Source organism: Chryseobacterium sp. S90 (assembly GCF_047444895.1).
GTDB lineage: Bacteria > Bacteroidota > Bacteroidia > Flavobacteriales > Weeksellaceae > Chryseobacterium.
In genome coordinates, this window is record NZ_JBLGCX010000001.1 from 1,176,636 (window position 1) to 1,190,204 (window position 13,569).

Annotated in this window: 12 protein-coding genes; 2 read left to right on the forward strand and 10 right to left on the reverse strand. The window is 37.3% G+C overall.

What is annotated here, in order from left to right; all coding sequences use genetic code 11:
- Positions 1-14: 14 nt before the first annotated feature.
- The 5 genes from ACLMCG_RS05460 to ACLMCG_RS05480 form a co-directional block, all read right to left on the reverse strand.
- On the reverse strand, positions 15-2,225 hold the full coding sequence (locus ACLMCG_RS05460) for a TonB-dependent receptor (RefSeq protein WP_413959090.1): 2,211 nt from the start codon (positions 2,223-2,225) through the stop codon (positions 15-17).
- 193 nt (positions 2,226-2,418) lie between these two features.
- A complete protein-coding gene (locus ACLMCG_RS05465; RefSeq protein ID WP_413959091.1) occupies positions 2,419-4,011 on the reverse strand; it encodes an MFS transporter in 1,593 nt (530 codons plus the stop codon).
- A 98-nt stretch (positions 4,012-4,109) separates the two neighbouring features.
- Positions 4,110-5,228: an HlyD family secretion protein gene (locus ACLMCG_RS05470; protein WP_413959092.1), complete on the reverse strand. Its 1,119-nt coding sequence runs from the start codon at positions 5,226-5,228 to the stop codon at positions 4,110-4,112.
- A gap of 22 nt (positions 5,229-5,250) precedes the next feature.
- Positions 5,251-6,561: a TolC family protein gene (locus tag ACLMCG_RS05475; RefSeq protein ID WP_223600273.1), complete on the reverse strand. Its 1,311-nt coding sequence runs from the start codon at positions 6,559-6,561 to the stop codon at positions 5,251-5,253.
- Between the two features lie 89 nt (positions 6,562-6,650).
- On the reverse strand, positions 6,651-7,496 hold the full coding sequence (locus ACLMCG_RS05480) for a helix-turn-helix domain-containing protein (protein WP_223600274.1): 846 nt from the start codon (positions 7,494-7,496) through the stop codon (positions 6,651-6,653).
- Positions 7,497-7,570: 74 nt separating this feature from the next.
- On the opposite strand from ACLMCG_RS05480, the gene ACLMCG_RS05485 reads away from it, so the two are divergent.
- Positions 7,571-8,044 carry a DUF962 domain-containing protein gene (locus ACLMCG_RS05485; protein ID WP_413959093.1) on the forward strand — a complete coding sequence of 158 codons (474 nt, stop codon included), beginning with the start codon at positions 7,571-7,573 and terminating at the stop codon, positions 8,042-8,044.
- Here ACLMCG_RS05485 and ACLMCG_RS05490 read toward each other — a convergent pair.
- Entirely contained in the window at positions 8,041-9,108 is a 1,068-nt protein-coding gene (locus ACLMCG_RS05490; RefSeq protein ID WP_413959094.1) for a DUF2891 domain-containing protein, read from the reverse strand. The genes ACLMCG_RS05485 and ACLMCG_RS05490 overlap by 4 nt on opposite strands.
- A gap of 181 nt (positions 9,109-9,289) precedes the next feature.
- Between ACLMCG_RS05490 and ACLMCG_RS05495 the strand changes: the two genes are divergently transcribed.
- Positions 9,290-10,171 (forward strand): DUF4349 domain-containing protein, encoded by an 882-nt coding sequence (locus ACLMCG_RS05495; RefSeq protein ID WP_223600277.1) that lies wholly within the window; start codon positions 9,290-9,292, stop codon positions 10,169-10,171.
- Positions 10,172-10,336: 165 nt separating this feature from the next.
- Here ACLMCG_RS05495 and ACLMCG_RS05500 read toward each other — a convergent pair whose 3' ends face one another.
- The 4 genes from ACLMCG_RS05500 to dnaA form a co-directional block, all read right to left on the reverse strand.
- The gene (locus tag ACLMCG_RS05500) at positions 10,337-11,035 is read right to left on the reverse strand and encodes an SAM-dependent methyltransferase (protein ID WP_223600278.1); all 699 of its coding nucleotides are present in this window, start codon (positions 11,033-11,035) and stop codon (positions 10,337-10,339) included.
- 4 nt (positions 11,036-11,039) lie between these two features.
- Positions 11,040-11,540: a nuclear transport factor 2 family protein gene (locus ACLMCG_RS05505; RefSeq protein WP_223600279.1), complete on the reverse strand. Its 501-nt coding sequence runs from the start codon at positions 11,538-11,540 to the stop codon at positions 11,040-11,042.
- 2 nt (positions 11,541-11,542) lie between these two features.
- Entirely contained in the window at positions 11,543-11,995 is a 453-nt protein-coding gene (locus ACLMCG_RS05510) for a low molecular weight protein-tyrosine-phosphatase (RefSeq protein ID WP_413959095.1), read from the reverse strand.
- A 98-nt stretch (positions 11,996-12,093) separates the two neighbouring features.
- On the reverse strand, positions 12,094-13,548 hold the full coding sequence (dnaA, locus tag ACLMCG_RS05515; protein WP_047376841.1) for a chromosomal replication initiator protein DnaA: 1,455 nt from the start codon (positions 13,546-13,548) through the stop codon (positions 12,094-12,096).
- Positions 13,549-13,569: the final 21 nt, after the last annotated feature.

Here is a 13,569-nt window from a genome sequence, read left to right on the forward strand (position 1 = left end):
CCTTAATTGTACTTTTAAAATTCAAAAGTGTAAGAAAGATTGAATGTTCTGCCTCTTCCTTTATAATTAAACAATTCCGGAAGTCCGTAGGTAGAATATAAAACCTGGGAACGCTTGCTCCAAATGGTCTGATAATCTGTATTAAACAAATTCTGGATTCCTAAATTGAATTTACCCCAACTAAATCGGTATCCCATCATCAGGTCTGAAGTATTGTAGCCTTCCACCACATTATTAAGCTCGTCTTTCTGTTTAAAATTCTGTAACGACTGGAATCTGAATGACCAGTTTTTAATATTATACCCGATATAGGTTACCAATTTTGAAGGAGAAGCATTGTAAATCTCCTGTTTTTGCCATTCTCCTTTATTATCAACTTCAGATTTGATCAAAAGTCCGCTTGCTCCGAAATAAACGCCATTGCTTAAGGAATAAGAAACCTCAGCTTCAATTCCCATATTTCTTAATTTAAGATCATTCACGAGAATCTGGAAGGTCTTTTTATCTACGGCAACTGTTTTATCAGAAGTACTCAGGAATCCGGCAACCTGGGCTCTTAAACCACCTCTGTTTACACGGTATCCTACTTCAAACTGATTGGTTTTGATCGCCTGCAGCGGCTGCTCTTTTACATTGATACTGGATACAACATCCCAGTTGGTCCCCACAAGTTTATATTGCCCGATTCCGTAAAACTTGGCAGGATCGGCTAAACTTGCTCCCTGAGAAAAAGTTCCCCAAACCTGGTGCTGTTCATTGAATTTATATAATAATCCGGCATTGGCCAGTGTTACATTATAAGAACTTTCACCACCCGGAATTGCAGATGCCGAACTTCCATATCCCATCGCAACCTGTGTCTGCTGTTCGGAACCGACAAAATCGTCCATTTTTACGTTGATATGCTGATAGCGAATTCCTGCATTCAATTGTAGTTTTGGCAGGATATTATATTTTGCCTGAACATATCCTGCATAGCTTTGTGAGTGGTTAGTAGGATATCTTCCCAGACTGTATTTTGTCTCATTGATCAGACCTCCACTCGACATTGTTTTGACAATATCGTAAACAGATTGTGTTCCTTCAAATTTCTCAAAATCAAAATCTGCTCCGTAGGTAACGTTTAATCCACGCCATGATTTGGATAGTAAAGCTTTAATCCCGGAATAATAAGTATCCTGCTGTGATGAGGACATATAAGGTATTCTTCCTGTCTGTAACGTAACATTTCCAGGGAATGGATAAAATCCTAATTTTTCACCACGGGTTGCCAGCTGTACATAAAGGTCCTGACCACCCAAAATTCCGTTTGCATTATAAGCTACTGTTGCCATATAACGCTCTGTACCTACGTTTTTATCGGAAGAGAAACCATCTCTCATTTCAAGTAATGAAGCATTTTTGGTAGTGAAAGCACTTAAATTCTCACCTAAAAATAAACTTCTGTCGCCATTAAATTTAGAATTGTAATACTGAAGGGAAGCTGTTATTTTATGTTTATTGTTAAACTGATATCCACCTGTAGCCAAAATGTCAATTGACTGGTTGTATTGAAGGTCGGTTTGTGTAATATCTGTAAAAAGCTGTTTCTGATCTGCTCCATACACACCTCCGTTCTGCTGATAAGCAACTCCTAACCTTCCGAAGAACTTATCACCCTTGGCAGCAATGGATTGAGCGGCACGGAAATCATGGTCATCTTTACCCATAAAACCTGTACGCACTCCCAGTTCTGTTTCTCCACTGATTCCTTTTTTGGAAGGTGTTTTTGTAATGATATTGATAATCCCTCCGGTAGCATTTCCCCCATAGATTGAACTTGCTCCAGAAAGAACTTCAATTCTTTCAATATTAAAAGGATCGATGGCATCCAGCTGGCGGCTTATTGCGCGGATACTGTTCAGAGAAACTCCGTCGATCATTACCAGTGCAGAACGGCCTCTCATATTCTGCCCGTAGTTGGTTCTTCCCTGTGGACCAATATCCATAGAGGGAATCAGAATCGATAACATTTCTTTGATGGGAACTCCGCTTTTAGCCTGTTCCTGAATCTTTTCTTTCTGTACTACCCAAACGGTTCCCGGAACTTCAGAAATTTTAGTGGGTTTTCTGGAGGCTACAATCACCACATCTTCAATACCTTTAGAGGCAATAGAATCTTTCACTGTCTGGGAAATCATCACTCCCGAAACCAAAAGACCTATGAACGCATACTGCTTTTTCATTCTTTCTACTTCAATGTTTTATAATCTCACAAAGATAATTCTTATTTAGAAAGAATAAAAATAAGAGACTATGAGATTTTCCCTTATTTTACTATTTTAACTTCTGTTTTCCCGGGAATTTACACGTTATAAAAAGCGTAGAATCCCGGCCTTTACAGATCCGGGATTCTACTAGTGAAAAACAAGGTTTCTTTTATACTGCAGGCCCTGCAGCATCTTTTATTTCTTCTAGTAATTTTTTTCTTTCACGAAGTCTTCTTCTTGCGATAACTGATTTACCGCCAAGAACTCTGATAAATCTTAAATACTGGAAACGTTCTCTTCCAAAATGATGAGAAAGAACGTATATCAATACGCCAAGACCGGCCAAAATAATGTATCCGAACAGTTTTTTACCTGCTATAATAATAGCATTCAGCTGAATTGCTTTCATATTGGAAGCAACATTCTGAGGTGTAATCGTCATCCCATCCATATAAACGGCAAGATCTCCTATGGCAATCACCTGGAAATGGTACTGAAACCATGAATAAATTGCTGAAAAAAGCCCTACCGCAAGGAAAGTTCTCCAAACCAGAACAAGCCCGATCGCTGCCAGCATATCATCCATTTCAAGTTTATCCAACGTATAAAACCACACCGAGATAAATAATGCACACATTCCGTAACCTTTCAGAAACATCGGCAGATACCAGTTGTCATAATTGAATTCCAGTACCATGGAAAAGTACATGATAATTGCATACCCCATCATCGCTGCAAATCCTGAAAAGATGAACATTTTCAGCGGCTTCTCTTTTTTAAACCAAAATACAGCAATCACTCCTGCCAGAATAATACCGGGAATCATTAGCATACTCAGTCTCGCATTTGTTACCGAGTCATATCCCAGCACTCCTACCGCAAAAGTATTCTGAATAGATGCCGTTCCTAAAAACATTCCCAGCCAGATTAACATAAACAAACCGTGCTGTACATTGTTCTTTGCAAATATTTTAAATGAAAGATAAGGTCTCTTCAGCGTCAACTGACGGATGGTAAGTAATGCAAAACTTGTAAAAGCAGCAATACTTGCATTGACGATATTCTTTGAATTCAGCCAGTCCTGCTGTTTCCCGAAAGAAAATACATACGCTGAAAACATGAAAGTAGAGATAAAAAGCAGAATACTCAGCCAGTCGATATAATGTAATGGGACTTTCAGGGCAAAGTATTTATCATGCATAAAAATCCAGTGGATAAGTGCCAATATCATACATAAAACCGATGTCAGAATATAAAACTGCTGCCAGTTGTAAGAAACGGCCACTTCAGCAGCATAATAAGTCGCAACCTGATTCATCACCAAAACAAATGTATAGAACAGACCGTAAAACATTCCTCGGTTTCCGATCATCATCATCAGCGGAAGAAACAGTTCTATCGTGATCATCATTTTCATAAACCCGATAAGCAGAGAAGTAAATACAAAAACCATAGGCTGCAGAGTTGTCGCATTCACAAAGTTCAGAAATGCGAGAATCACCAGTAAAGCCACCATCTTATCTCTTACTTTGAATCTCATTTTCATTCTGAGAACAATGGGCATACAGGCCCCCATTCCTATTGTTGTAGCATAGTTGGCCCACATGAAGTATTCTGTCATGGCACCGGTACCTCCTGTCAGATAACTGATATTCCCAGTATAAACCCCACCGATAGGCATTACCACTGCAAGCAGCAATACAATCAGCAGCAGCTGTACGGGTTTCGGTACCCAATCGCTATATAATCCTTTGTTGTACATGATTTTTTAAGTAATAGATTTCAGATATCAGATGGCAGACTTTCAACATCAGCCTTAATTTTCCTCAGCATATGTCCGGAATCTGATATCTTCCATCTTTAGTCTTTATTAATATTCACATTCATGTTCATTCCTGCGCTAAGTTTATCCAGGTCTTCTTTTTTGTTGGAAGCTGTAAACTCTATTCTTACAGGAATTCTCTGCTGTACCTTAATGAAGTTCCCGGTAGAATTATCTGTCGGTACACTTGAGTATCTTGATCCGGTAGCAGCTGAAACAGCAGTCACTACTCCTTCAAATGTTTTACCTCCTAAAGCATCGGCTGTCATGGATATTTTCTCACCAATTTTAATATTGGGCATCTGGCTTTCTAAAAAGTTGGCCGTTACCCATTTCTGACCATTCAGAACGATGGTTGCCACCTGCTGTCCCGGCTGAATTAACTGACCTTCAGAAAGGGTTCTTCTTCCCATTACGCCATCATAAGGTGCGGTAATCACTGTATAAGAAAGGTTGATCTTAGCCATATCCAATGCAGATTTCGTTCTTTTGATTTCCGCATCGTTTATTCCCAGTTTACTTTTCACTTCAGTAGTAGAAAGGTTTGCTGACTGTTTTTGATTCACTAACGTTTCATAAGCAGCCTTTTGCGCATCATATTCAGTTTTTACCTGATCGTATTGCTGTCTTGTAACTGCTTCAGCTGCCAAAAGATTTCTGTATCTGTTTAAGTTCTGTTCTGCGTTCCATAGTCTGGCCTTTGCTCCTGCAATATTAGACTGCATCACATTGATATTGTTTGAAACAGTATTCACGGAAGAACTCGTTGCCGTTCTTTGTGCCATAGCATTCTGGTAGGCGGCTTCAGCCTGTCCCAACTGGGTAATAATTTCACGGTCATCCAAAATAACGAGTGTATCTCCTTTTTTTACATGCTGATGTTCGATGAATTTAATTTCTTTGATATAAGCAGAAACCCTTGTATTAATCGGATTGATAAATTCTTCTACCTGCGCGGCTTCTGTATAGGTTTTACTTCCGATATGGAAATAATTGCGTACCAGCCAGAATAATCCAAAGCCAAGGACCAGAAAGACAATAATATTGGAAATAATAGCTCTTATTTTATTGGTTTTATTTTTCTTTTTTTTATTCTCTACGCTTGGTGCAGCAGGAGTTGGTGTCGTATTTTGAGTGTTTTGTTCCTTGTTTTCCATTGTTGATTTTCAGTTTTAAAAATTAAAGTGTTCCTGTAGATTTCAAAAGGTTATAATACTGATACAAAACATTGATTTCAGCGTTGGCATAATCTAGCTCTGATTGCAGTTTCTGGTTTTGGGCATCTATCATTTCTGCCTGTACTGCCAGTTGGTTCAGATATTTGGCTTCCGTAATCTTGTAGTTTTCTTCTGCCAGTCTTTTGGAATCATTCAGAATATCCGCCTGCTGGATGGCTTCCTGATATTTTGTATAGGCTGCATTCACTCCCATATCTACATTCTGCTGTACCAGAGTCATGGCATCATTCGCCTGGTTCTTTTGCAATTCACCTAATTTTACTTTTTCTTTCGTTTTAAAGAGTGTATCGATATTATAGCTCAAAGAAACTCCTGTCTGCCATCCTCCGGAATACATATCCAAAACAGGATTTCTGGTGGTAATGGGTCTTTGCAGGGTATAGCCTCCAAATCCGGCCACGGTAGGCGCATTATCGGTTTTTATGATCTCAATGTTTTTATCTGCAACATCAATGTTTTTTTGAGCAGATTTAAGCAATGGGTTTTTCTCATGAGCAAGGTCTGTATAATAATCCATACCTATCCCCGATTCTTTATTTTCTAAGTTTTCTGTAGGAACAATTTCTGTATCCGAGGATAAACCTAAAGCAATATTTAAATTATAATTAAGGATTTTCTTATTGTTGGAAAGTGTCAGAATTCCCTGATCCAGATTTTTGATGGCCAATTCTCCACGAATTACTTCATTTCTGGTTACCATACCCTGCTGATAGAACTTCTGGATATTTTTCAAACGTTCTTGTGCCAGTTTTTTATTATTCTGAAATACTTCTTCCTGGTTGATCGTTTTATAGACATCCAGATAATTGGAAATTACCAAAAACTTTACATCCTGTTTATTTTTCTCTAAGTCCAGTTCAGAAAGCTGCTCACGAAGTCCTGCCATTTCAACAGACTTATTCACCAATCCTCCTTTGAAGATAAGTTGTGTAGCCTGTACAGCATATGAACTTCCGTAATGCGGCATCGGAACTTTTGTAGAATTTGAAAAATCTTTGTCAATTGCTACTGCATCCCCTAAATAGAACTGGCTTGTAGAAGCTGTAATAGTGGGCAGTTTTTGAAGTTTAACAACATTCGTGTTTTGCTTTGCAATATCTATGTTCTGTGCAGACACTTTAAGCTGCTGATGGTTCTGAACAGCGAGTTCCGCCACCTCACCTGCGGTCATCTGCTTGATCTGTTGTGAAAAAAACAGCGCGGGAAAAGCGGCTATCAAAACTGATAGTGCTGTTTTTATTTTCTTTGTCATTTTACCTTGTTTTACAGATGCAAAGTTAGGGCAACAACAAAATCAATCAAATGTTTGATTTTTGGAAAAAGATGTTCAAATGTAAGATTTTAGCTTTCGAACAGATGCCTGTACTGTGTAGGACTTACTTCCAGATGTTTCTTAAAAAAGTGAGAAAACGAGTATTGATCGCTAAATCCTAGAATAGAAGAAACCTCTGAAACCGGTTTATTGGAAGAGTTTAAGAGTACTTTCGCCTCATTAATAACAATTAAAGCGATGATCTGACTTGCAGATTTACCTGTGATAGTCTTCACCACAGAAGAAAGATGTCTGGTTGTAATCGACTGCCGTTCGGCATAAAACTCAACGGTTCTTTCTGTAAGATGATGTTCTGCAAGATCGGTAAGAAATACAAATACAATCTCTTCCTGTCTGGACATCTGATTCATAGAACTATTGTCTTCCTTGGAAATAATCCCGGCCATCTGATAGCAGAAAACAGAGAAAAGATGCTCTACCATTTCTTTCTTGTACAGCATTTCCGTTTCAGAATCCAGAATATATTTCAGAAAATTGACACTTTTCCAGACTACTTCCATTTCATCTTCAGGAAAAGGAACTCCTTTATTCATCTGTTGCCTGAAATAACGATAGGTAATCAAGCGGTTAAATTTCAATGATAGAGCAGAAATAAATTCTCTTTTATAAGAAACCATGCGGGACTGAAAATCATCGGTCACAGAAACCACTTCATAGATGGTTTGCGGATCTGTTACCATAAACATATTGGCGGAAACTTCCAGATCACTGAAGTGCTGCCTAAGTTTTATAGTTCCTGATTTAATAAAAATAAAAGCAGGATTATCGGGACGAAAAGGTTTATCAACAGCTATTCTTTCGAAAATATTGCGTTCCGTAAAAATATCAACTCCGAATTTTTCTAGGGCAGACATATGACAAATGTAAGCAATCTTACCAGTGATTACAAAATTTTATTATTTTAGCATCAATCCAATTTCCTGTCAGTATGAGAAAGGTTGATCTATTATTTGCAGAATACAGTAAAAGCCATAGAAACGCTACCAACAAGTTCATTCACTGGATTTGTGTTCCTTTAATCTTTTGGACGATTCTGGGTTTTGCCTCCCTCATTCCCGCTCCTCATTTCTGTGCTTCCTATTTCGGATGTGTCAGTATCATCAGCTGTATTGTGATTTTTCTTGTTACTTTATTCTATATCAGGCTTTCTCTTTTGATCGCTATTGTGATGGCTGTCATTATGCTTATTATGGAGCATTTTATTTATCTGGCCAATATCAGTTTCGGTAAACAATCATGGATCGTTTATCTTTCTGTATTCATTATTACCTGGATTTTTCAGTTGATAGGTCATAAAATAGAAGGACAAAAGCCGTCCTTCCTCAAAGATCTTCAATTTCTGCTGATCGGTCCAATCTGGCTGTTAGGTTTTATTCTTAAAAAAACAGGAATCAGATATTAATCTTCAAGGGCGTACACTGCAAAACTTGCCAGCCAGTGATCCCCACCATAATTCCCCTGGAAAAGTAACGGTAATCCATTGGCAAGAAATACATCTGCCGTTTTCCTGAAATCTTTTTTCAGTGGATGATTGGCAGGAAGTGCATTGGAAATTCCTTTCATACACCATGCTTTTGAAAATGATAAACCCACAAGGTGAACGGTCTGATAATCGCTAAGATCACTTACCACAGGAATTTTTTCAACATTTTCCAGACTTCTTTTTTCGTAGAAAGCATTCAGCCATTGCACAAATTCTTTTTGAGGAAGAACTCTGCGCATCAGATCAGCAATTTCAAGACTTGGCGAAAAGAAATCCGATCCGTCCGGTTCCAGATAAGCAGGTGTTTTCTGTTCTTTTAAGAAAAAGTACTTAGCCTTTTCGATCAGTTGGCTTTCAAATTCTTTATCTTTATTTGCTCTTGCCCAATCTAAGGCAAAAGACATTGCAAATGCTGTATTAGGGTGAACTCCGGTTCTGTTTGGATAGGTTTGTTTTGGAAGGTACGTTTTCCAGGACTTCAGAATCTGATCAGTTAACGGTTTCAGGTTTTCGTGCCATATTTTAGCTTTCGGATGATCCCAGTTGGTAAGCTCTTCGTCCAGTTTTAAGATCCATGCCCAACCATAAGTTCTTTCGAAAGTTCCTGTCAGTTGATATTTTGTAAAATAATCAGCCTCTGTTTTCAATTTATCCTTCTGAAAAGATTCATCCAGAATTTTTTCAATCTCTTTGGCATTGGAAAGATTGGGTTTTGTTTTTAAAAGTCTTGTGAGCATCCAATGTCCATGAACAGAGCTATGCCAGTCAAAACACCCATAAAAACTAGGGTGAAGATCTTTTGGAGTTAAAGGAACTTCGCCTGCATTATTGATGATATGCGCTGTTTTATTCGGATATTCCTGATTGATACAGTGAAGTGGTTTGTCGGATAATTTCATCGCCATTTCGTCTGTAAGTTTCGGAACTTCCTGGGCATACATCAAAAATGGAGAAAACACAAATGCTAAAAGACTTTTTTTCATGAATTAAAAATAGAAATTATTTACTGTTTTCAACAATTTTCCGGACCGATTTTGAGATCATTTGATTTAATTTTTTGATTTCCTGCCTGTGTTTTAATATTTTATTTAAAAATTTCAAATAAATCTGAAATAGGATTACTTTTAAGCACACTTTTTGATCACATCCATAAAAAACTATCCCATGAAAAAAATTATTCTCCTTTTATCAGGACTTATTCTTATCAATTGTAATAAATCAGGAGTGGCCAAACAGGAAGTGAAGGCAGATCTGATGGAAGTTATTACTGAAGAGAAATCATATTCTCCCGTACCTCCACCTCCTTCTCTATCTGAAAAACTGATTCCAGACGAAAACAAATCTAACAAAGAGCCTTCTACCTCTAAGAAAACTGACACTATTTCCAGAAAAATAATCAAAAACGGTGACATGAAGATCCAGGTGGGCGATATTAAAAAAGCTCAGCGTCAGGTGAATGATATCTTAAAGAAAAACAATGCTTATATTCAGAAAGAGGATTTTCAAAATACGGATATGGATGATAATCTTAACCTGATCATCAGGGTTCCTCATAAAAATTTTGATGCTCTTATCAGTTCATTTTCAGACGGAGTCGGTTCTGTTTTATCCAAAAACATTTCATCCAATGATGTCACGGAAGAGTATACTGATGTATCGATAAAACTTGCCAACAAAAAAATCTATCTTGAAAAGTATCGGGACATGCTTAAAAGTGCTGCCACGACTAAAGATATGCTTGAAATTCAGGAAAAAATCCGCGAGCTTGAAGATGAAATTGATGTGGCAGAAGGCAGACTTCGTTTTATTGATGACCGTGTGAATTACAGCACTTTAAGTTTAAATTTATATAAAGAAAAAGTGAGAAGTTCGGCAACCTCTAAAATAGGTTTTGGAAGCCGTTTTGTAGATTCGGTAACGGAAGGTTGGAACAGTTTTGTAAGCTTTATGCTCGGAATAGTTTCTCTTTGGCCCTTCTTTTTAATCATTCCGTTTATTATTTTCTTTTGGAGGAAATGGAAATCTGGCAAAAAAGATAAAAATTAATATGAAAACCCGGGCATCGAAGATGCCCGGGTTTTCACTGCATTATCAACATTTAAACTGTTTCCAGTATAGTTTAAAAAACAAGAATAATGCAATAGTCTTGTTAAGAGCTGTTAAATATTTTTAAGTGAAATAGCTATATCACGGCAATTCTGCCATATGCTACTATTTTCCAAGTACAAATACCGCAGGAATTTTATGAAGTTCCGGCTTCTGTTTCTGCCAGTCTTTTATAGATTTTGTCTTTATAAATTCATGTTCCGGGTCGTTGATATTGGCCGCAATACAGAGCTTGGTATTCGGTGATAAAAACTTGCACAGATCTTCAAAAAGCTGATTGTTTCTATAAGGTGTTTCCATGAAAATCTGCGAATATCCGGTTTTCTGAACAAGTCCTTCAAGATTCATGATGTGCTTCTTTTTCTCTCCCTTATCAATAGGAAGATAACCATTGAAAGTGAATTCCTGTCCGTTAAATCCACTGGAAATCAAAGCCAGAATAATGGATGAAGGTCCTGAAACAGGGATTACTCTGATGTTTTTCTCATGACACCATTTAACGATCAGGTTTCCAGGGTCAGCAATACAAGGCAATCCCGCTTCTGATAACAATCCGAAGTCCTGCCCTTTCAGCATCAACTCCTGAGCTTCTTTGATGTCCGCATTTTCCGTGTATTTGTCCAATAAAAACAACTTCAGATCAGCCTGCTTCTTTTCCGGGGCAAAAAATTTAACAACCTTTCTTGCTGTTTTTTCATTTTCCACAAAGAAATAGTCTGTCTGCATGATATAATCTTTCAAAACAGGCGAAAAGTGGTTGATAGAAGTGTTTTCTGATAAGTAAGCAGGGAGTAAAAAAAGCATCGTATTATTTTTTAGTTCTTTCGTTTAATGAAGGTTGCGGAAAATATTTTGTAAGGTCCATAGAAAAGGTAACGGAAGTGATCTTCCAGGTTCCGTTGATCTTCATCAGTGTCCAGATCTCCTTTCCCCAGTTTTCCATTTTACCGTCGTACCAAAAGCTGTAATCGAAATTGGCAGAAGCTATTGCTCCATCTTCCACAATCTTAATATTGTCAAATTTCTCTTCAGATTTATCATCTTTAAAACTTTTGATAAAAGCTTTATAATCATCAGCAAAGTAGTAGTCTGCCTTAGGATTTTTCTCTAAACGTTTAGCATACGTCCTGTCTTTGTAAATTCCAGTCCAAAGTACAGGTTCCTGAAATAAAGAGAGATATCTGGCTTTATCTCTGGTTTTAATACATTCCATAAAGTCATCCATTACTTTACGGATTTCTATTTCATCTTTGGTTTGGGCAAAAGATAAATTAAAGCTTACCAGGAGCAGTAACAGCAGTTTTTTCATGATTATGATTTGGGTATTTGATTCTTAATAGCATCACATCCCCTATCCAAAAGCTGAAAGACTTTTTCAAAATCGCTCATATCTCCCCAATAAGGGTCGGGAACCTCTGCATTTTCATGATCTCCCAATAGTTCTAAAAACAAAGATACTTTCTGTCGTTCTTCTTCGTTTCTTGTTTTGGAAACCACATCTTCAAATACATCAATATCCATACAGTAGATCTTATCAAAGGTTTCAAAATCTTTTCTGGTAATGGGTCTTGATCTTTGTTTTGAGATATCAATATTATGATTGGCAGCAGTTTTAATGGCTCTTTTGTCGGGATGTTCTCCTTCATGCATTGAAATAGTTCCGGCTGAGTTTACCATAAAATTCTCCGGCACCTTTGTTTTCATGATTCCTTCTGCCAGAGGACTTCTGCATATATTTCCCAGACAAACCATTAATATTTTCATATACTATCTATTTAAAAGAGTCTTTTGCCACAACAAAACTAAATAAAAAATGAAGAATAAAACTATCCTTCATTTCAATTTATTTCTGGTCAACAATGTTATTGTTTGATTCTTTCTGTAAGGTCTTTTACGTACTTCTTGATTTCTTTATCAATTTTTGATACGTCTTTGATTGTATCACATGCATACATTACTGTAGAGTGATCTTTCCCTCCCATTTCTTCACCGATTTTAGTAAATGTAGAATTGGTGAATTCTTTAGAGAAGTACATGGCAAGCTGTCTTGGTAATGCGATCTCTCTTTTTCTTGTTTTTGACAGTAATTGTTCTTTTTTGATTCCAAAATAATCACATACAACTTCCTGGATGTAAGGAATGTTGATGATTTTTTTCTGGTTGGCAGCAATTCTGTTGATCGTTTCTTTTAACAATTCAAGACTCAGATCTCTCTTATATACTGTAGAGTAAGCGATCACAGAGTTGATTACTCCGATAAGTTCTCTTACATTGGTTTTCGTTTCCACAGCAAGGAAGTCAAGCATATCTCCCGGAAGAACGATTCCATCTCTGCTTAGTTTATCTTCAATGATTTGTCTTCTTGTTGATAGATCCGGAGATTTGATTTCTGCAGAAAGTCCCCATTTGAAACGGGAAACAATTCTGTCCTGAATATCCATAATATCAGCAGGCGCTTTATCTGAAGTAAGGATAATCTGTTTTCCGTTCTGATGCAGGTGATCAAAAATATGGAAAAAACTATCCTGAGTAGCTGATTTTCCTGATAAGAACTGAATATCATCAATAATCAGTACATCTACCATTTGATAGAAATTCGCAAATTCAGTCTGCTTGTGTGCTTTGGCAGCAGAGATAAACTGCTGGATAAACTTTTCAGAAGACAGATAAAGAACTACTTTATCAGGGAACTGATTCTTTACTTCAAGCCCTACCGCTTGTCCTAAGTGCGTTTTTCCAACTCCGTAACCACCATATAAGAATAACGGGTTGAAAGCAGTTGCTCCAGGTCTTTTTGCAATGGATCTGGCTACAGTCGCTGCAAATTTATTGCTTTCTCCTTCTACATAACTATCAAAAGAATAGTCAGGCTTAAGGTTAGAATCTATATTTACTTTTCTTATTCCAGGAACTACAAAAGGATTTACGATATTAGCAGAGAATCCTTGTGGCATTGTTTCCTGTGTTTTTGGAGTTGGAACACTTTGTCCCTTGATGTTCATGGTAACCGGTTTTTCTTCACCTTTTGGTCTGTTTTCCATCACAGAATACCATAATTTCACTCCTTTTCCAATATTTTTCTTCAGGGCAGCAGAAAGTAAGGACAGGTAATTGTCCTCTATATATTCCTTGTAAAAATCGCTCGGTACGATAAGCGTAAGGTTGTTTGCTACTAATGAAAGCGGCTGAACCTTATCGAATAACATATCGAAAGATTTTTCAAGTTTTTTCAGGTCAGAATTGTCTTCAGCTGCGTTCAGGTTATCACGCATAAACTGAAGGCATTTCTGCCATATCATCATTAAATTGTCATCCATTTTTATGCCCCGATTATTCTT